The sequence below is a fragment of the Flavobacterium sp. MMS24-S5 genome (assembly GCF_050320125.1).
GTDB classification, from domain to species: Bacteria; Bacteroidota; Bacteroidia; order Flavobacteriales; family Flavobacteriaceae; genus Flavobacterium; species Flavobacterium tyrosinilyticum.
This window is the reverse complement of sequence record NZ_CP190016.1, coordinates 2,683,204-2,705,051: the sequence shown is the minus strand read 5'-3', so window position 1 is coordinate 2,705,051 and position 21,848 is coordinate 2,683,204. Positions and strand designations below refer to the sequence as shown.

Below are 21,848 nucleotides of genomic sequence, written 5' to 3'. Positions count from 1 at the left end.
AACATAATGGTATCTACGAAAAAATATTTTTTATATATAATATTTTTGGTTTCGCCTATTTCGTTAACTCTATATGCACAGAATACAGCAGAACAACCTACAAAGGCTGCTGGTTCTGAGCACAGTTTAACTTTGGCTTGTAATAACCAAAAGAACAGTAATAATAGTGCTGTTATTGAAAACAGCAATTTTAATCAGTTTATAGTAGGGATGTCCAACCCCAAGGACAGCCTTACTATAGCGGCTGAGTCAAATACATTATCTAACGATTGTGAAGAGAATTCTACACTTGCGGCTACTTCAGTTCTTGCAAAAGAAGTGATTGAAAACTACAAGTACGATTTCTCAGAAACATTCATAGATATCTTGTTTTTTGAGCGTATAGATCTAGCAAGAACACGCACTATATGATTCAAAAAATTACTTTATCTTTTTTTAAAGTTTTAATATTATTTAGCATTTTACTATTTGCTAGATCGAATGCCTATGCCCAAACTATAGCGCCTCAAACCTTTGATGGGTTAGAAAAACTTTGTGCTGGTAATTCGTTCAACGAGTTTTATGCTTCTTTTAGTTATATAGATTTTCCCGCAGGTACTACCTTCGTAGTGGAGCTTTCAGACGCTGCGGGAAATTTTACTACCCCTGTTGCCACAACTTTGCTTCAAACGGTTGATGTTTCTGCAACTCAAAAAACAATTAAATATGCAGTGCCTACAAATTTAGTTGGTTCTGATACCTATAGTCTTAGAGTAAAAAGTTCAACAGGCGTTACGAGTTCAAGATTTAGAAATTCTTTAGGAAATACTGCATTTCCTGCATACTTCAAACCATACGAATCATCTTTCTTTATCAATGGTAAGACTGATACAGCGATGCTATGCGCTGGTGGTAGTTTAACCCTTTCTGTTAGTGCAGAGACTCCTTCTCCAATCAATATTTCTAATATTAAATATAAATGGTACAAAGACGATGTTCTTATTGCAGGACAATCTTCTAAAGATATCGTTATTAATAGTACAGGAAAATATTATGCAGAGATCGATTATGGTCAATGCTCTGATGTTAACTTTAGTTCTAATCGTGTTAATGTTGTTTCTTCTTCTAGTGGATCTAACGTAACAATTAATTCAAGTTTAGGAAACCCGTTTTGTGCTAGTGGAACAGGTACTATTTTAACTGCAACTTCTGGAAACAGCTATGCTTGGAAAAAGGATGGAGTCTTGATAGCTGGTGCTACTAACCGTACTTACTCTACAAACGAATCTGGAGTGTATTCTGTTGAAGTCGATTTTGGCGGATGTAAAGCAACTGGAACTATCGATTTGAAAAGCAATAGTTTTGACGCAAGCATTGATGCTGAGGATGGATATAAATTAAGCGAAGGAGAAACAGTAACGGTTACGATTAGTACAGATGCGACTGACGCAACTTATGAGTGGTATTTAAACGATAACTTAATTCCTAACGAAACAACAAGATCGTATGTTGTAGCTGTTAAAGGTAATTATAAAGCTAAGGTTTCTTTGGCATCTGGATGTGTTTCTAGCAAAGAATTTACATTTAAAATAAATGGAGATTCTGGCCCATCTAGTGTTATTCCAAACATTATCAAATTAAGTGGTATGAATCCGTACTGGAATATTCCAGACGAATATAAGAATGCAAATACAAAGGTAATGATCATTAGTTCAAACGGAGATATGGTTTTGGATGTAATGAATTACCAAGGCGATTGGCCTCAAAACAATGTAGATTTTAAGAATGTAAATCCCGTTTATTACTATGTCATTCAATCCGACACAGGTGAAAAAAAAGGATCAATAACTGTTATAAAATAATATGAAGAAACTTTTACTATTCATCACGTTATTTTACGGTTTATCTAATGTACTCTATTCTCAAAACGCAAGTGAGGATGGAGTTGTTTCGTTTTCATTACCTATTAGAAATTCTTTGAAGTTTAATAGATATTTAATTAACCCGACATTTAGTTTTGTTAGAGAATCAAATCCATATGTAAGTTTCTATAACAAAAGGCAATGGGTACAATTTGAGAATGCTCCGCAGACGTATTTGGCAAATTATTCTGGTCGTTTTAGAGAAAACGAAGCATTTGCAGTGGGGTTATTTCAACAAAATTACGGGCTTATGACTGTTTTTGGCGGAGTTGCCAATTTCGCTCATAACATCGTTTTAGAAGAAGATAGTAACTTGACTTTTGGTTTAAATGCAGGTATTTATCAAAGCGGACTAAATACAGGAAAAATCATATCTGACGATTCAACGATTTTAACTGGAGATTTTCCAAAAAGCACACTTTTAACTGTAAATCCTGGGATTAACTATGGTACTGCTTTTTTAGATTTCGGATTGGCTATTAACAATTTAGTACTTTATAATTTCGGATCTGGAATGGTAAAAGAAGATCCAGAAAGAGCCATTCAATTGCACGCCATGTATACTGGATATATTGACAGTTATGGCTTTTTTGATAGAAGTAAATTTTCTGGATTAGTTAGAACAGAAATTAAAAAAGATAAAACAGTTATTTCTGGTCTAGGAATGCTAGCACTTCAACAAGGAGTTTGGGCACAAGTAGGATATAACACATTATATGGAGTTTCGGCAGGACTTGGGGTTAATATTTCTCCAAGTATTGCTATAGAATACAATTACGAAAGAGGAATGGGCAATTTCTCTAATTTAGGTGGTTCTCATGAATTCGCCATTGCCTACAAATTCAAAAATAGAAATTACTATTACGGAGATGATGATGAAGGTTCGTTAATTGATCCTTCAAAGCCAAAATCGGTACCAGCTAAACCAAAGTCAGAAGCAACTCAGGTTAACAGAACTGAAATTGCAGAAAAGAATAGATTAGCTGCAGAAGCAAAAGCAAAAGCAGATGCTGAAGCAAAACAAGCAAGACTAGCAGCAGCAGAAAAGGTGAGAGCCGACGCTGAAGCTGCAGCAAAAGCAAAATTAGAAGCAGACAATAAAGCTAAAGCAGATGCTGAAGCTGTTAAAATAAGATTAGCTGCAGAGGCAAAAGCAAAAGCAGATGCCGCAGCCACAGCGAGAGCACAAACTGCAACAGCAAATAGAGCCGTTGCTACAACACAAAAAACACAAGCTCAGTTAGCTGCTGATAAAGCAAGAGCAGATGCAGAAGAGCGTAGAATAAAATTAGCTGCAGACAACAAAGCTAGAGTAGATGCAGCAGCAGCAGCGAGAGCACAAGCGGCAGCAAATAAACCAACAGCAACAGCTGCTCAAAAAACGCAAGCTCAATTGGCTGCTGACAAAGCTAAAGCTGATGCAGAGGCAATGAAACTGAAATTGGCTGCAGATGCCAAAGCGAAAGCAGATGCAGAGGCAGCAGCAAAAGCAAAAGCTGAAGCTGGAAAATCAGTTCAAGCAGAACAAAAAACAGCGGCACAATTAGCTGCTGATAAAGCTCAAGCAGATGCTGAAGCAATGAAATTGAAATTGGCGGCAGATGCAAAAGCGAAAGCCGATGCAGAGGCGGCAGCTAAGGCAAAAGCAGAAGCTGCAAAAACAGCTCCAGCGCCACAGAAAACAGCGGCACAGTTGGCTGCTGATAAAGCAAGAGCAGATGCAGAAGCGGCAGCAAAAGCAAGATTAGCCGCAGCTGAAAAAGTAAAAGCAGATGCTGAGGCAGCAAGACAAGCTAGATTGGCAGCGGCAGAGAAAGCAAAAGCCGATGCTGAAGCAGCAAGATTGAAATTAATTGCAGACAATAAAGCTAAAGCAGATGCTGCCGAAGCAAAACGTAAAGCAGATGCTAAAGCAAAAGCTGAAGCTGCAGATATGCAATCAATTTTAGCAGCAGATGCTAAAGCAAAAGCAGACTCAGATGCATTACAAGCAAGATTAGCTGCAGAAGCAAAAGCAAAAGCAGCTGCAGAGGCTAAAACTAAAGTTTCTATCGATGCAGCAAATAAAGCGAAACTGGCTGCTGATCAAAAAGCAAAAGCTGCTGAAGAAGCTGCACTTAAAGAAAAATTAGCTGCAGATGCAAAAGCAAAAGCAGATGAAGAAGCAAGACAAGCACTTATTGCCGCAGAAGCAAAAGCAAAAGCTGATGCAGAAGCGCTGAAAATAAAACAAGCTGAAGATGCACGCCAAGCACAATTGGCGGCAGAAGCAAAAGCGAAGGCCGATGCTGAAGCACTTCAGGCAAAACTTGTAGCAGATGCAAAAGCGAAAGCTGATGCCGAAGCTGCTGCAAAAGCGAAATTAGAAGCTGACGCAAAAGCAAAAGCCGATGCTGAAGCTGAAAAAGTTAGATTGGCTGCAGAAGCAAAAGCACAAGCTGACGCCGAAGCAGAGAAAGCAAGATTAGCAGCTGATGCAAAAGCTAAAGCCGATATGGAAGCTTTACAAGCTAAATTAATTGCAGATGCTAGAGTGAAAGCAGATGCCGAAGCAACGGCAAAAGCAAAAGCTGAAGCTGAAGCGAAAAAATTACAAGATGAAGAAAATGCTCGTCAAGCGAAATTAGCAGCAGATGCAAAAGCGAAAGCAGATGCAGAAGCTGAAAAAGCGAGATTGGCAGCAGAGGCAAAAGCAAAGGCTGACGCCGAAGCAGAAAAAGCAAGATTAGCAGCCGAAGCAAAAGCGAAAGCCGATGCTGAAGCATTACAAGCTAAACAAGTAGCTGAAGAAAAAGCAAGAGTAGAAGAAGAAGCTCGTCAAGCAAAATTAGCCGCTGACGCAAAAGCAAAAGCGGATGCTGAAGCAGAGAAAGCAAGATTAGCAGCGGAAGCAAAAGCGAAAGCCGATGCAGAAGCATTACAAGCTAAACAAGTTGCTGAACAAAAAGCTAGAGTAGAAGAAGAAGCTCGTCAAGCGAAATTGGCAGCAGATGCAAAAGCAAAAGCCGATATGGAAGCTCTTCAGGCAAAACTATTAGCTGATGCAAAAGTAAAAGCAGACGCAGAAGCAACGGCAAAAGCGAAAGCAGAAGCAGAAGCTAAAAAATTACAAGAAGAGGAAGAGGCACGTCAAGCGAAATTGGCTGCGGATGCAAAAGCAAAAGCCGATGCTGAGGCATTAAAAGCGCAACAAGTTGCAGAAGAAAAAGCTAGAGTTGAAGAACAAGCTCGCCAAGCGAAATTAGCTGCAGATGCGAAAGCAAAAGCAGACGCTGAAGCGCTTCAAGCAAAATTAGCTGCAGATGCGAAAGCAAAAGCGGATGCTGAGGCTCTTCAAGCGAAATTAGCTGCAGATGCAAAAGCAAAAGCAGATGCTGAAGCTCTTCAAGCAAAACTAGCTGCAGATGCGAAAGCAAAAGCAGATGCTGAGGCTCTTCAAGCAAAACTAGCTGCAGATGCGAAAGCAAAAGCTGATATGGAAGCTCTTCAAGCTAAACTTCTAGCAGATGCAAAAGCAAAAGCTGATGCAGAAGCAACAGAAAAATTGAAAGCGGAAGAAGAAACTAGACTGTTAAGAGAAGAAGAGGAGCGTCAGGCTAAATTAGCGGCGGACAAAGCTAAGGCAGATGCAGCAGCAGCGGCACTAGCAGCGAAAGCGAAAGATGATACTGGAAAAAGTATTGAAAACTTGACTCAGTCTGTAGAAAGTACAAGTAAAGTACAAACAGATTTATTAGATCAGTTTAAAGCAACTGTTGCGAATAAGCAAAAAGACTTAAACGATTTAAAAGAGGAGAATGATTTAAGTGAAAAAGGTATTTATAAAGAGCCAAAACCATTTAAGAGTGTAGCGGCAGAAAACAGTCAGATTGAAGCATTAAAAGTTCAGATTGCTGATGCAAACAACAGCATGAAAAATGAAATTGCGAAGTTGACAAATCTTTATAACGAAAGAAGTAAAAAGTTCCCTAAAGATGATCCTTTGAATAAAGCTTATCTTGAAAAGATAAACGAATTGAAAGCGGCTCAGTTAAAAATGGAACGAGAAGGTGCAGCATTAATTGCCGAGTTGGAGCGTATTAAAACAGACACAGAAGTTGAGCGTAAACGTAGAATTAAACGTGCAGCTTATGAGAATGATGAAGGAAGATATGCCCAGGACGTTGCCGCTCTTAAACGAATAAAAGAGACAACAAAAGTAAGCAGCACACCACTGAAAGCAAATGATTTTGATTTTGGTGAAGAGCAGTCAAACATGCAGATTATTAAAAATATTAAAAACTCTGATAGTGGATATTACTTGATTCTTGCCGTACACAACAGTGTGCAGAAACGAGATGAGTTTTTAACGAAAGCAGTAGCTGCGGGACTTACAGATGTGAATTTCTTTTATAATGTGACAACAAGTAAATATTACATCTATTATGAAAAATACGACGGTCTACAAGAAGCGACAAAAGCTTTGGAAGCGAAAGGGAGCAAGCCATACAACGGTAGAATGGCTGTCGTAAAAATTGAGAATTAATAGAAATATATATAGATAAGTTAGTCCTTCTGAGGTTTCAGAAGGACATAAATAAAATGTTAAGAATGCTATGATTTATTTTTTAATGCCCCTTAAAAAATTAAAAAAAGGCCACAACAAAATGAAGACTATGAAAAAACCTACTATTTTTAAAGTATTTATTGCAGCTGTATTTCTCTTGCTCGGTATTTCTTCTTACGGTCAGTTAAGAAAGAATTTCGATCCAAGGTATAATACCAGTTTAAAAGGAGATATTTTAGTTATTGGAAACAATATCTTAAATAGAGATGGAGGTGGAAGAAACAACCGTCCAAATAATGCTTTCGATTCTCAAGGTACCGGTACTACGGCGAACGATAACTTGGATATGAAGTATATCGACATAGACAATGATGCAGCAACTTTCAATTCTAGTTCGGCAACATTGGTTATTCCAGATGCCAGTAAAGATTGTTACGAAATTGCTTATGCCGCTTTATATTGGTCAGGAACTTATCAAGGCTCTGATAGAAACAATATTAATAAGGTTAAATTAAAAACGGGTACTAGCGCTTATAAGGATATAACAGGAAGTATAATTTGGGATGAAGGAGCATCAGGAGTAAACAATGCCTATCTTTCAAAGCCTTATGCTTGTTTTAAAGAAATTACGGCAGAAGTTAAGGCTGCTGGTCCAGGTCTATATACTATAGCAGATTTAGTTTGTTCTCAAGGGTCACTTAATCCTGGAGGTGGAAACTCTGCGGGATGGAGTATTTACGTAATTTATAAAGATCCAAAACTGCCAAGTAAATATATTACTAGTTTTGATGGTTTCAGTATGATTAGAAGTACTGATCCTCCTTTGGATATTCCAATTAGTGGCTTTACAACGAATCCTGAAGGAAATGTAAATGTAAAATTAGGATTTAGTGCCTTAGAGGGGGATAATCCTTTAGAGGGTGACGGATTACAATTTAAAGGTGGAAAATCTACTCTATGGGGAGATGTATCTTCATTAGCTAGGCCAATTACGCCAGCTGTTCCTCCTTCTAGAGGTAACGCAGGAACTCCTGCAAAGCCTAACTTTTTTAATAGTACAATTACAGACGGTGATGCAATTATGACCAATCGTAATCCGGCCAGTAAAAATACATTGGGTTATGATGCCGGAGTGGTTAAAGTTTTAAATGACGGCAATAATATCATTCAAAATAATGAGACGAGTGCGACGCTAAGAATTAATACTTCGCAGGATTCATACTTTATGTTCTTTACTGCCATATCGGTTGAAATTATTGAACCTAAAATTGTACTTACAAAAATTGTTAAAAACTCGAACGGAGATAATATTGGAGGGCAAACGGTAACATTAGGTCAGCAATTAAATTACGAAATTGGTTTTAAAAATACAGGTAATGATGATGCGACTTCTTTTACAATTCGTGATCAATTGCCTATCAATATTATCTTTAATTATCCAACAGATTTATTGCCATTACCTGATGGTGTAACAGTAAAAAGCTGGAATCCTGCTACAAGAAGTATTGTTTTTGATGTTCGTAGTGATATCGTTAAAGTAGGTTTAACTGAAAAAACAATAAAATTTAAAGTACAGGTAATTCCTGATTGTACAATGCTTGATGAAGCTTGTTCAAACAGTATCGATAACTCTGCGTACGCTACATATAAAGGTTCTCAAAATACTTCTTTCACAATATCGGATGACCCGAGTGTGGATACAAATACAGGATGTATTTTGGTACCAAAAGCAACCAACTTCTTAGTAGGTGTTGAAGGTTGTCAATATGATAGAAAACGTACTTTGTGTACAGAGACGTTGGATATTACTGCCGCAAATGGTTACTCAACCTATACTTGGTATAGCGACAAAGAAAAAACAAAAAAAATAGGAACAGGACAGACTCTTACAGTTAAAGATCCTGGAACTTATTATGTTTACAATGAAGCACCAGCACCATGTAGATCTATTTTTGAGAAATTTACTGTTGAAAGATTTGGTCAAACTGCTAAGAATCCAGTATTGGATGTTGCAGATCAAATTGTAATTTGTCCTAATGACGGTAAAGAATTGCCAAAAATATTTTTGTGTGGAGCAAATGCGTCAAGGCTAATTAAGACAGGAATTAATGATAGTTCTAATATCGTTTGGGAAAGGCTTGACACAAGTAGCTGTAAAGCAGTAACGAACGAAAATTGTGCTAACGAAAGTACAGATTGTAAATGGATACAAGTAAGTACTGGTCATGATTTTACTGCAAAAGATGCTGGACAATACCGTTTGACAATTAATTATTCTGGTAGCTGTTTCAACCGTTTTTACTTTAATGTTTTCACTAATCCATTAGCACCAACAGAAGAACATGTTGATCTGCTTTGTGGTAGCAATGGAAGTATTACAGTACGTGACGTTCCTGCAGGATACCAGTATGCAATTAAAACAAGTCCAACTGCGACTATTCAAGATTGGGAATGGCAAGACAGCAATACTTTCCCTATTTACAATCCAGATTCGTATACCATTTATATTAGACAAAAAGGGGTAACTACAAACCCATGTATTTTCAAAATCCCTAATATTTTAATCAGAAGATTAAACCTAACATTAGATGGTAAGAAAACAAATCCGATCTGTCCAACTGATTTAGGAAGTGCAAGTGTTGGAATCAAAAATTTTGAAGGACCATATTATATTTATCTTTATAATCAGGCAACTGGACAAATTGAAAAACAAGATGGTCCTGTTACAGCTTTAGATTATAGTTTCTCATCTTTAAGCTACGGAACTTATGGTAAAAACTATTATATCAGAGTTACAAGCAGTCCTATAAACCAGACTCCAGCGCCAAAATGTGATGTGTCTTATTATTTTGAAATAAAAGCGCCTTCAAGCCAGTTAAAAGCATTTGCAACTTTGCAAGAACCTTTTACAGCTTGTAGTGATGGTAAACTATTATTATCAGCATCAGGAGGAAAAGCACCTTATGCTTATTTTATAAACGGATCTCCAACACGTGTTGATACCAATCCGGTTATTATTACAGAAGCAAAAACATACGAGATTAGAGTCGTTGACGATGCTGGTTGTTCTGCAACAACTTCTATTACTATTCCAGAAGTTTCAAAACCTACTTTTGATGTGAATCATACAAGTAGTGTTTGTTATGATGGAGCTTCATCTATTAGAATAGAAAATATTGTAGCAAATGGTAATACTCTTGCTTATAGTATTACAAATGGCCAAAGTTTTTCAGCAAATCCTGTGTTCTTAAATGTAGGGCCAGGTACTTATAAAGTTGTTGTTAGATATAGTGTTACTTATACAGTAAACAATGTACAACAAAGAAAAGACTGTTTTACTGATCCAATCGACGTAACAATTACAGGACCAACTTCTGCACTTACTGCATCTGCAGGTGTAGCTGCTTTGGCAGGATGTAGTTTACCTGATGGGAATGGTGTAAATCAAGGAGGTAAAGTACGTATTAATAACGTAGAAGGAGGAACTCCGCCTTATCAATATGATTTTGGAGATGGAAAAGGATGGATTCCAAATAAAAATGAAGCAGAAGTTTTACCAGGAACTTATGTATTAAGAGTTAAGGATAATGCGGGATGTATTTTTACCATTCCTTACGATGTTGTTTTAGGTGCCCAAAACCAGGAGACCCAACAATTGATGATCCAATTACAACTTATACTTGCGACGGAAAAGCTTCAACAACTGTAACTGTTAGAAATCCTCAAAACGCAAATTATACTTACGAGTATTATATAGACAATGTACCAAACACGCCTATAACTAATAATGTTTTTACTAATGTTAAGGCAGGAACGCACACTATAAAAGTGAAGTATAAAGTAACTTCTGTTCCTACTTACAGTAACTTATTAAGAGAAGATTTTGGTCGTGGTCCAGATGCTAAAATACCAGGTATTCACCCAGCTTATTGTTGGGAACCACAAGATGATGTAGAAGATTGTGGTGTAGGTGGTTATATGCCTATTTTATTAAATGATGGTGAGTATGTCGTGACGAAAGGACTTCTTCCTGCTCACGTAGGTGGTTTCAATTGGAATTTACCAAAAGACAATACAGCGGTAATCAATAATACTCCTGGAATTACCGATGGTAGATTCTTAGCAGTAAACGTTGGTGGAGTTGTGCCAATTGGAGGTGTTTTATATAGTAAAACAATTAATGATGTTATACCAAATCAGGATATTCAGGTATCATTGTATATGCTTAACTTATTAAGTAAGAGTAACAATTTACCATCTCCTAGATTAACTATTCAGCTTCAAAAGAATGGTCAAGTTATACAAGGCGCATCTAAGGATACGCAAGAAATTCCAAGAGATGAAAAATGGCATAACACGACCGATTTAGGTAATGGTCAGGTTTTAACTTTAAATCCAGGAAATAATACCTCTTTAGAATTTGTAATTTTATCTTATAGCCAAGTAATTGATGGTAATGACTTAGCGGTTGATGATATCTGGGTACGCCAGATTCCTGAAACTTGTGGTGCAGAGAAAGATTTTAAAGTTATTGTAGAGGATAACAAAGGCTTTAAAGCCGATACGCCAATTGTTGATAACTTAACTTGTATTGATAAAGCTGACGGAATAATTACAATTCCGGTTAGTAACTTTAATCCTGCGACAGGATATTATTATACAGTAAACGGTGGAGGTTTACAAAATTCAAGTGCTTCACCTCTAGTTTTAGATAAATTAGCTGCAGGAAATTATACAGTAGTTGTTCAGTATGATACTGCTGGAAATTGTTCTACAAGCTATTCAAGAAGTGTAACTGCTCCAGAAGCTGTTACTGCATTGGCTAATGTAACGACTCAGCCAACTTGTATAGATGGTGCTGTAATTAAGGCTTCTGCAAAAGGCGGAAAACCAAATTATAAATATCAGTTAGAACGTCCAGATGGAACAATTGTAATAGCATTCCAGACTGAAGATACTTTCAACCTACCAGTAACTACTACAGGTGACTTTGTAGTGGTAGTAAAAGATTCTGGAGATTGTTCTTCAGCAGCTTCTGATAAGGTAACTGTTGTGGGAGCAGTACCTCCTACAGCGACTTTAGATCCTAGTTCAGATCTTTGTTATGATGCTGGAAACAAAGCAACTTTGGTTGTAAGTGTTAGTGGCGGAAAAGCACCTTACCATTACAGTTTAGATGGTGTGAATTATCAGGATTCAGAAAAATTCGAGAATTTAGGTTCAGGTAATTATACAATCTACGTTAGAGATGCAAATGGCTGTAACGCTACGCCACTTACAAATATTGCGATAGGAACACAAGTTACAGCATACGCAGAGGTAACAAAACCATTAGATTGTACAAATTCGCCAAACGCGCAGATTACAATTACAGCTCAAAACGGAACACCGGGCTATACTTATGAAGTATCGGTTAATGGAGCTCCTTTTGTAGCGATAGGATCTAATATTTACCCAGCGTCTGCAACTGGATCATATGTATTTAGAGTTACAGATTCTAAAGGATGTCCTGCTTTAACAACTGCAGTAACTGTAGATGCTAAACTGGAACCAACAGGATCTACTACGCCAATAAACCCTAAATGTTATAACGGTAATAACGGAAGTTTTACAGTTATACCAGCTGGCGGAAATGGTGAACCATACGAATTTAGTTTTGACGGAGGTAATTTTACCACTTCTGCAACTCATTCTAACTTAAATGCATTTGTTGGTGCAACAAATACAAAAACGTATAAATATCAAGTAAAAGATGGTAAAGGATGTCTTTCACCTATTTACGATGTTATATTAACTAACCCAACAGAGGTTAAAGTTTCTGGTAGCTTCCCTGCTAACACTACGTGTAGCTCTACAACAGTAATTACAATTGTTGGGGCAGGAGGTGCAGGTAACTATACGTACAACTTTGATGGTGGTACAAATTATAATGGTGTAACGACTAAGACAGTTACCTTAACAAATGCTGAGCAAACTATTAAATTCTATGTAAAAGATGGAAATGGATGTACAGCAGAAGGTGAAGTTAAAGTTCCGGCATTTAACCCGCCAACAGGAATTACAATTTCTAATCCTGCTGCAATTACGTGTAATGCAGGAAGTACAACAACAAGTCTTACATTAACAGCAAATGGAGGCATTGCTCCGTATACATACGAAGTTACTGCTGGACCAGTTATGCCAGCAGCGCAAACTGGAAACACAGCTACATTTACTGGTCTAACAGCAGGCTACTATGAATTTAAAGTAACAGATGCAAGAGGTTGTACAGCTACAGGATCAAAAACTATTGCTGATGGGGTTAAAATTAAAGCTGATGTTCAAAAAACAGATGAATTATGTGCGGGTTCTAAAAACGGTACCGCTACATTTACTGTTTCAGATGTAAGCAGTACGGGTAATTTTACTTATACTTTTACGCCTAATACAGGTACGCCAAATGTTAATGGTAATAAAGTTACCTATACAAATTTAGCACCTGGGACGTATACTTTCGTGGCTACAGATAGAGCAACAGGTTGTATTTCTGATAGCAAACAAGTAACCGTTGGTGCAGCTACTCCAATTACTTTTGATGTTGCTGCTTCAAAAATTAGCTGTAATAATAAATTTACAACAATAACAATTTCAAATTTACAGGGAGGAACAGGCAACTATTCTTATGCATTTGCAGCAAGTGGTTCAACAGGCCCATCAACACCTTACGGATCAACTTTAACAGTAGACACATCAGTTCTTACAACAAGTATAGATGTATACGTTAAAGATGCAAATAATTGTGCTGTTAAGAAAACAGTTTCTGTTGGAACAGAGGATCTTCCAAAAATGGATCCTATTGCAGCACAATGTTACCCAGGAACTCCAATTTCTGTAAAAATTACAGGTACATATGCATTGCCAGCAACATTTAGTAAGGATGGTACTAATTTTGGAACAGCTGATACATTTAATTTAACGCCTGGAACTTATAAATTAACGGTAAAAGATAAATTCGGTTGTATCGATTTTATTAATTACGTAGTGGCTGAACAATTAACAATTACTCCATCAGTAGTTGCCGATACAAATTGTACACCAAACACAACAATAAGCTTATCTTCTGCAGGAGGAACAGGAACACGTACTTATGCCGTTTCATTAAATGGAGGAGCTTACTCAACAGTAACAAGTCCTTACACAGCAACTGCAGCAGGAACTTATAAATTTAGAGTTAATGATACTGCAAACCCAGTTTGTTATGCTTATACAGCAGATATTACGGTTACTCTAAAACCTACAGTTTTAACAATTAATACATCTAAAGTTGATGTAAAATGTAATGGAGCAAAAACAGGAAGTATTTTAGTAACAGCTACTTCTGGAAAAGCGCCATTTACATATACGATTACCAAAAGAGGTTCTTCACCAGCAGAGGTTTATAATGTAAATAATCCTTCAGGATTAGGTGCAGGTATCTATGATATTGTGGTAGAAGATGCTTTAGGTTGTAAATCGGCTACGGCAGATGTTACGATAACAGAACCAGCTGAATTAACAGCCGATGCAAGTATTGATCCATTTACTTGTAACACTACAAATACAAAAGAACCTAAAAATGTTACCGTTACAGGAACAGGAGGAGTACTTCCTTATTCATACAGCTTTAATGGAGGATCATACTGGTCCATCAAACACTTTAGAAGTTGTAGACAATACAAAAACACAGACTGTTAGATATTCTATCATGGATGGTAATGGTTGTACAACTGCTGTTAAAACACTTACAATCTCACCGCTTAATCCGCCTAAGATTGCAAAAGTTGACGTAACAAAAATTTATTGTGATCCAGTAGCTAGCAGAAAAAGTACCGCAACAATTACATTAGTTGCGGGTAGCGGAGCTGTAACTTCTTACACAATTGTTTCAGGACAAACTAATATTACTGGAGCTACTTCAGGAGTATTTACTGATCTTGATCCTGGTAACTATACTTTCAGAGCAACAGCTTCAAATGGTTGTTATGATGAGTTTAGCATTAATATTCCACCAGTAGTTTCTATTACTGCAGCAGCAAATAAACTTAATGATGTTTATTGTTATGCGATTCCAAAAGAAACTACAGGAGCTATTAGATATACAGTAGGTAAATTTGTAACTACTTATAGCTATACAGTTAATGGAGTTTTGACAGCTACAAATCAGACTGCTACTTCTTTCGATTTAACTAATCTTGGAGAAGGAACTTACGATGTAGTATTTACAGATGAAACGACATTATGTACTTTCGCAACAAAAGTTGTAATTACACAGCCTACAGATGCTTTAGTTCTACATTTAGATTCTAATGTAAATGCAAACTGTAACAAAGCAACGTCTAAAGTAACAGTACATGCTACTGGAGGAACGTTAGATTATAAATATGCTTTTAAACAAAACAATGTAGCTCCAACAGATTCTGATTATAAAGATGCTGCAAGTGCAGATCTTAGCCCAGTAATGAACACAGAATGGGATGTTTGGGTTAAAGATGCTAATAATTGTACAGCTAAGATAGACGTAACTATCGATACTGATTTAGCACCAACTGTTGATGTTAAAGTAAACAATCAATGTACAGTTTCTGGTAACGCATTTATTATAGAAGCAACAGGTAATGGTGGTGTTGCACCATATACTTATACAATTAATACAGGTGTTGCACCAAGTCCAGCTAATATATTTACTGTTGGCGCAGGAACATATACGATTACGGTGAAAGACGCTAACGGTTGTACAGGAACAGCACCAATTACTGTTTACGATGCAATGACGGTTAGTGCAGACATCACTAAAGAACTTACATGTGCTGCTGTAACACCAGTAAATGGAAACATTAAGGTTAAAGTGGTAACTGGAGGAAAACCAAACTTTACTTATAAAGTAAAAATAGATGCAGGCTCTTACCCAACTACAGGAACACCTTTTACAGGAACATCTTTCGATTATCCAGTAACAGCGGCAGGAACTTATCAGTTTGAAATTACTGATGCTAATGGCTGTGTAAAAGAAACAGTAGAAGTTGAATTAAAAGATCCTCAAACGGTTCTGGTAAAAGATACTCCAACAAGTCCAACTTGTAATGGAGATGCAGACGGATCTGTAACACTTGAGGCAACAGCAGGAGAAGGACCATTTAAATTTAGTTTTAACGGGGGACTTTTCTTAGATAAATTTATTTATGGAGGATTAACAGCAGGAAGCTATCCTTATACAGTAAGAGACAGCAAAGGTTGTGAAGCTTCTGGAACAGCTGTTATTGATGCTCCAGCACCAATTATTCCTTTAATTAAAGCAAATGGTATTACATGTAATAGTACACAACCAGGAAGTATAGATGTAAATCTTACAGCTGCTTCTGGAGGTACAGCACCATTTACATACTATTTGTATGATAATACGATGACTGTAAAAGCAACTTATATTGCAAATGCAGCAGATGCGTTGGTGAAGCATAATTTCCCTGGATTAGATTTTGGTGACTACTTTATTCATATAGTAGACGCAAAAGGATGTAAGTATGAGAGTACTGCATTAAGAATAGCACCGCCTCCTTATTTGGAATTTGGTGCTGAAGTGATTGGTGCAACTTGTGATGATGGAATTTCTGTTAAACTAGAATTGTTATTAGGTTCAGGTGTGCCAAACTTTACATATTCTATTTACGGACTTGGTATGTCATCAGGTTCTATACCAGATAGAGATTATACATTTACTCATTTAGAGCAAAATACGACTTATAATTTTATGGTTGTAGATGCGAACGGATGTCCATCGTATTTAGAATATACTACACCTAAGATTTCAGATATTACGGCAGACGTTACGCCAAAAGATGTAACATGTTTTAATGCAGGAAATGGTGAATTAAGTTTTGAAGTAAAAGATTTAGGCGCAGGAACTACTCATATTTATTATGAAGTAAGAGATAACTTAACTAATCTGCCAATTCTAAGCCCTAAATTTGGTGATATCACTGCAGCTCCTTACACAGGAACTATTACAGGTTTATTGCCAGGTAATTATATTCTTTATGTAAAAGAAATAGACGGAACTAAATGTTCTACAACAACGAAATTCCAAATTAAACAGCCAGCTTCAGCACTTGATGCTAGTATTACTAAAGTGGTGAATGCAACTTGCGATAAAAATGCTTTTGTAACAATTAGCGCAGGTGGGGAAACAGGCCTTATACTTATGGTTTCTATACTGCACCAGCTACAGCACCAGCTTCATTTGGAAGTGAAAATGTTTTAGAGTTGCCATATTCTCCAACTACTACAAACTATAATATTGTTGTAATAGATGCTAATGGATGTGAGAAAGATTTAGGTCAGATAATTTCTAAAGACCCAAGTCCAGAAATTAATTTAGATGTAGATAATAAATGTGTTAGCGAAGATACTTTCGGAATCGTAGTAACATTGTCTAATGCAGGAATGCCAGGATATTCTATTAAAGTTGACGATGGAGTTTTTGTACCGTATACTGGAACATTCCCGTATACAATACCAAATTTACATTCTGGAGAACATGAAATTACGATAAAAGACAAAAACAACTGTACAGATGTTAAGAAGATAACAATTGATGCTCCATTAAAACTTGAAGCTTCAAATCTTGTTCTGCCAAATTGTAATGATGATAATGGTGGAGTAACATTAGTACCAAGTGGAGGATCAGGAAATTATGGTTATAGTATTTTACCAAGTTTCCCAAGTGTATCTATAGTAGGCAATACAATTACAGGATTACAAGCTGGTAAGTATGTAGTAACAATGACAGACCTTACAAATGTTGGTTGTTCTACTACAACAGAATTCGAATTGCCAGCTGGAACTCCGGTTACTTTTGATGCTGTAGCTACAGATGTACTTTGTCTTGGTGATTCAAACGGAACTATTACAGTAAATTTACTTGCAGGTAATAATGAACCTCCGTATACTTACGAAATAGCATTAGTATCAGGAGCGCCTCTACCATTAGGTATTGTACAAACAGATAACGTATTTAGCAATCTTCCGATAGGAGATTATAGAATTACGGTGACTTCTAAGAGATTATGTTCTTTATATAAAGATTATACTATTGGAGTGACCAACTGTTGCTTTAGGAGCCGATGTTGCTCTGAAAGATTTTGGATGTCTTTCAGGAAGCGACCCAGAACTTGCAGAAGTTACAATTACTGGAACGGGAGGTACAGCACCATATCTATACAATTTTGATGGAAGTGCAAATTATACGAAAGAAAATAAAGTAACGATTCCAAATGACGGAAACCCTCATACGGTAAATTACTATGTAATCGATAAGAATGGTTGTAAAACAAATGGTTCTACAATTGTTAATCCGTTTACGAAATTAGACGATATTGATTTTGCTCAAACGATAGTAGCAACATGTCCAGATGAAGAAACACAAGTTACTTTAACAGTAATAGGTGGTTATGCAATTGATAAATATGAAATTGTTTCTCCATTCACTAAAGACAACGGAACTTCAAATGTATTTGATAACTTACTTGCTGGAACTTACATGTTTAAAGTGACAGACGAGAGAGGATGTTCTATCGAAAGACCTTATGTAATTGAAAAATTAGATAAAATTGATATTGTTAAAACATCACAAATCAATGTAAGCTGTAACACAATAAACGGAACCAATAACAACGGAGAGGCAACTTTCACAGTTTCTGACTTTAGTACTGCTGGTTACACAGTTGCTGTTACAAGTGCAACTGGATTATTTCACAATGCTCCTATAATAGCAGGTGATGTAGTTACAGTAGATGGTCTTGTTGAAGGAACTTACACAGTAACAGTAACAGATAATACAACAAATTGTTCAAAATCTGCAGATGTTACCATTACAATGCCTGCTCCGATTGTATTTGTTGCAACGGGTAGCAATGTATATTGTTCTGAGGATAACTCTACAATTACAATTACAAACATTGTAGGTGGAACGCCAAATTATTCTTATGCAGCAGTTATAAGAAATCAACCAGCCCCAGTAGCGTTTACAGCGTCTTCTGTTCCATTGGTGGTTGATACAGATTTGACAAACCTATTATGGGATGTTTATATTAAAGATGCGAATGGTTGCGTTTCAGCGCCAATTCCAGTAGATATTGATCTTGACGCAGCTCCAGTTCTTAATATGCCAGCACAGCAATGTTATGTAGGTACTGATTTAACAGTAGATCTTGATGCTCTTGCTACAACTTACAACAACGTGAAATCATTTACAGTTGATGGAGTTGCTACAAGTAGTCCTGCAACATTTACAAAGGCAGGAAATTACAAAATCGTCTTAACAGATGATAACGGATGTACTGCGGAGCGAGATTATATTATCGAAGAGCGCTTAACAGCTGCAGCAACAGTAGAGAAAGATCTTTATTGTGAAGTAGGTAATGAAGCAGCGAAAATTGTTGTTGAAGTAAAAGGTGGTGTAAAAAATTATACGTACCAAATGTACTTAGACGGTGTTGCAGTATTCCCTGCTCCAAAAACAGCTACGGGTGATTTTACAGAATTTGTAACTGCTGAAGGAGATTACACTTTTGAAATCTCAGACAGTAACGTACCATGTACATTTACAACTATTCCTGTAACGGTTACAGATCCAGAGCCAATTACTCTTGCAGACTCGCATACAGATGTGTTATGTTGGACTGACAGCAATGGAACTTTAACAGTTGTACCAACTGGTGGAGTAGAACCATATTCATACGTGCTTTCTGGAACAGTTACAAATACAACAGGAGATGTAAGTGGTGTTTATACCGATTTACCTGAAGGTACATATACGGTTCAAGTTACAGATGGTAAAGGTTGTACGACTACTTCGGCTAATATTATAATTATTCAGCCAGATGAATTAAAAGCAACACCTGAAATTACACCAAATAATGCTTGTAATACATTTACAGAAATTGTAATTACTGCTACAGGTGGTAAAGGAAAATACCAATACAATTTTGACGGAAATGGATACGATGATACAAATAGTATCTCTGTACCAAATGACGGTTCAGTTCTATCGGTTACGTATACAGTTAGAGATGCTAATGGTTGTGAAACACCACCAGTAACAGTTCCGATTGTTCCATTAAACAAACCAAAAGCTTTAGCATTCTTAGCAACTGCTATTACTTGTAATCCTGCAAACGCTACTAGTACTGTTACAGTAACTGCGACAGACGGAGTAGGTGCATTAAAGTTTAAAATTATAGAATTCAATGGTGCGGCTACTACGCTTTATCCTCCAGTTTCAACAACTGGAAGTGCAGTTCCTGCAGTATTTACAGGATTGCCATTTGGTGAGTACAAATTTGAGGTAACAGATAGTTTTGGATGTTCATTCAGTGATATATTGACTATCAAAGACGTTGTTAAAATCCAAGCTACAGGTGATGCTTTCGCGAAATCTTGTATCGGTACAGACGACGGAAAAGTAGTCTTTACAATGTCTGATTTCAAAGGAACATATACGTATTCAGTAACTAAAGATGGTGCTGCTTTTGATGGACCACATACAACTTCTAACACAGAGGTTACTTTAGCTAACTTAGCAAAAGGTGATTATGAGATTAGTGTAGTAGATGATATAACAACCTGTCCAACAACTTTCAAAGTTACAGTTAACGATCCTATCGATGTAACTGTTTCAGAAGAAGGTAACGTAAATGCTAATTGTAAAATTGGTGCTGTAGTTACAGTTCTAGGACACGGTGGAGCTGGAGATTATACCTATTCTTTTGTTGTAGCAGGTGCAACTTACGGTGCATTTGAACCAGAAGCTACTAGAGTATTAGACCCTGCTACGCCTAGCTGGTATGTATATGCGAAAGATAAAAACGGATGTATCTCTCAACCAATAACAGTTAACATTACAACTGATCCATTGCCAAGTAACTTTACAGCAAAAGTTACATCACATTGTGCGGATAGTAATGGAAATTATGAAATTGTAGTAGATGATTCTGTTGCTATTGGAGTAGGTCCGATTTACATATAGTATTGGTGGAGGATTCCAAATTTCTAAATCATTTACAGTGAACGTAGCAAAAGCTTACGATATCACAGTACACGATAAGTTTGGTTGTGAAACGAAATTCCCAGCATTAGTGACTATTTTACAGCCTCTAGAATTGAAAACTGAAATTTTAGATTGGCCAAGTTGTGATGAAGGTGACGGAAGAATTAGTGTTACAGCAACTGGTGGTTCAGGAAATTACAGTTATTCAATTGACAAACAACCAGCAGTAACGACTACGACAGCTGAATTTACAGGTTTAGATTCTGGTTCTCACACAATCGATGTGATTGATACAACGACTAAATGTCCAATTTCAACAATGGTAGTTATCGCTCCTGCAACCAAAATTATTGGTTTTGAAGCAAAAGCTACGCCTGTGACATGTTTCAGTTATACAGATGGTAAAATTAGAGCAAGTATTACTCCAGGAGTAAACGACAACCCTATATACAAATATAGAATCAACAACGGCTCGACTTCAAGAAAGCGGATTGTTTGAAGGATTAGCAGCTGGAGATTACAGAGTTGAAGTATTCTCAGGAAGAGGTTGTCCAGCTTTTATTGATGTAGAAGTAAACGTAACCTAAAGCAATTGTGGTTCAAGATCCAGCTGTGGTGCAGTACTTATGTACTAGCGGTAACACTAGCAATTTTGCAACAATCACAGTAACTGGTGTTACTGGAGGTTCTGAAAATTATGATAAGTACGAATATGAGTTTATTAAAAATGGTGTAAGAGTTTACAAAGGAGAAAGAAATGTATATACTCAAACCGATTTTACAGGTGGAAGTTTCGTAGTAAAAGTTTATGACGAAAATGGTTGTGAGGGTTCTAATCCGAAAACTTGGGTAATTGATCCATTCATCCGTTTAGATAAAGTAAATGTAAGAGTTGATAATGCAATCACTTGTCCTACTAAAGAAAACATTACAGTATCAGTAGATGCAACAGGAGGTACACCAACTAACTTAGAATATTCAATCGCTTATTCTTCTGGTGCTACTGTACCAGGAAATGCACCAAATGCAAATGGAGTATTTACAGATTTAGGAATAGGTGAATATATCATCACAGTTCTGAATAAAGATACTGGCTGTTTATTACAGAAAGTTCACAATGTGTTTGATCCAAATACATTCAGTATTCAAGCAGTTGCTGTAAATGGAGAAATTTGTTTCAATGCTACTGATGGAAGCGTAGATTTAACTTTTGTAGACAATCAGATAGTTCCAAAAGACGATGCTGGTAGATTTGATTATGTAGTGACTGGTCCGTCGCCAAGTACTGCGGTAGTAGCTTCAGGTCAATCGCCAACAGCAGGTTCCACAAAGAGTTTCTAAT

The 21,848-nt window shown here is 36.8% G+C and carries 10 protein-coding genes; all 10 read left to right on the top strand.

Features of this window, described 5'->3' with window-relative positions; all coding sequences use genetic code 11:
• The first annotated feature begins 6 nt into the window (after window positions 1-6).
• The 10 genes from ACPWTF_RS12485 to ACPWTF_RS12440 all read left to right on the top strand — a co-directional run bounded on the left by ACPWTF_RS12485 (window position 7) and on the right by ACPWTF_RS12440 (window position 21,847).
• Window positions 7-411, top strand: coding sequence for a hypothetical protein (locus ACPWTF_RS12485; RefSeq protein WP_248728796.1), 405 nt, complete (start codon window positions 7-9; stop codon window positions 409-411).
• Entirely contained in the window at window positions 408-1,841 is a 1,434-nt protein-coding gene (gene sprC, locus ACPWTF_RS12480; protein WP_427875668.1) for a gliding motility protein SprC, read from the top strand. The genes ACPWTF_RS12485 and sprC overlap by 4 nt, the downstream gene beginning before the upstream one ends.
• A 1-nt stretch (window position 1,842) precedes the next feature.
• Window positions 1,843-6,426: a PorP/SprF family type IX secretion system membrane protein gene (locus tag ACPWTF_RS12475; protein WP_427875667.1), complete on the top strand. Its 4,584-nt coding sequence runs from the start codon at window positions 1,843-1,845 to the stop codon at window positions 6,424-6,426.
• A gap of 130 nt (window positions 6,427-6,556) precedes the next feature.
• The gene (locus ACPWTF_RS12470; protein ID WP_427875666.1) at window positions 6,557-10,156 is read left to right on the top strand and encodes a hypothetical protein; all 3,600 of its coding nucleotides are present in this window, start codon (window positions 6,557-6,559) and stop codon (window positions 10,154-10,156) included.
• Window positions 10,042-14,160: a hypothetical protein gene (locus ACPWTF_RS12465; protein WP_427875665.1), complete on the top strand. Its 4,119-nt coding sequence runs from the start codon at window positions 10,042-10,044 to the stop codon at window positions 14,158-14,160. Before ACPWTF_RS12470 ends, ACPWTF_RS12465 begins: the two co-directional genes overlap by 115 nt.
• Window positions 14,042-16,720 carry a SprB repeat-containing protein gene (locus tag ACPWTF_RS12460; RefSeq protein WP_427875664.1) on the top strand — a complete coding sequence of 893 codons (2,679 nt, stop codon included), beginning with the start codon at window positions 14,042-14,044 and terminating at the stop codon, window positions 16,718-16,720. The genes ACPWTF_RS12465 and ACPWTF_RS12460 overlap by 119 nt, the downstream gene beginning before the upstream one ends.
• 2 nt (window positions 16,721-16,722) lie before the next feature.
• Complete coding sequence (locus tag ACPWTF_RS12455) at window positions 16,723-17,688, top strand: hypothetical protein (protein WP_427875663.1); 966 nt, start codon at window positions 16,723-16,725, stop codon at window positions 17,686-17,688.
• Between the two features lie 319 nt (window positions 17,689-18,007).
• Window positions 18,008-20,485: a SprB repeat-containing protein gene (locus ACPWTF_RS12450; protein WP_427875662.1), complete on the top strand. Its 2,478-nt coding sequence runs from the start codon at window positions 18,008-18,010 to the stop codon at window positions 20,483-20,485.
• A gap of 37 nt (window positions 20,486-20,522) precedes the next feature.
• Window positions 20,523-21,005, top strand: a complete 483-nt coding sequence (locus ACPWTF_RS12445) for a SprB repeat-containing protein (protein ID WP_427875661.1) — start codon at window positions 20,523-20,525, stop codon at window positions 21,003-21,005.
• Between the two features lie 95 nt (window positions 21,006-21,100).
• Window positions 21,101-21,847 (top strand): hypothetical protein, encoded by a 747-nt coding sequence (locus ACPWTF_RS12440; RefSeq protein WP_427875660.1) that lies wholly within the window; start codon window positions 21,101-21,103, stop codon window positions 21,845-21,847.
• Window position 21,848: the final 1 nt, after the last annotated feature.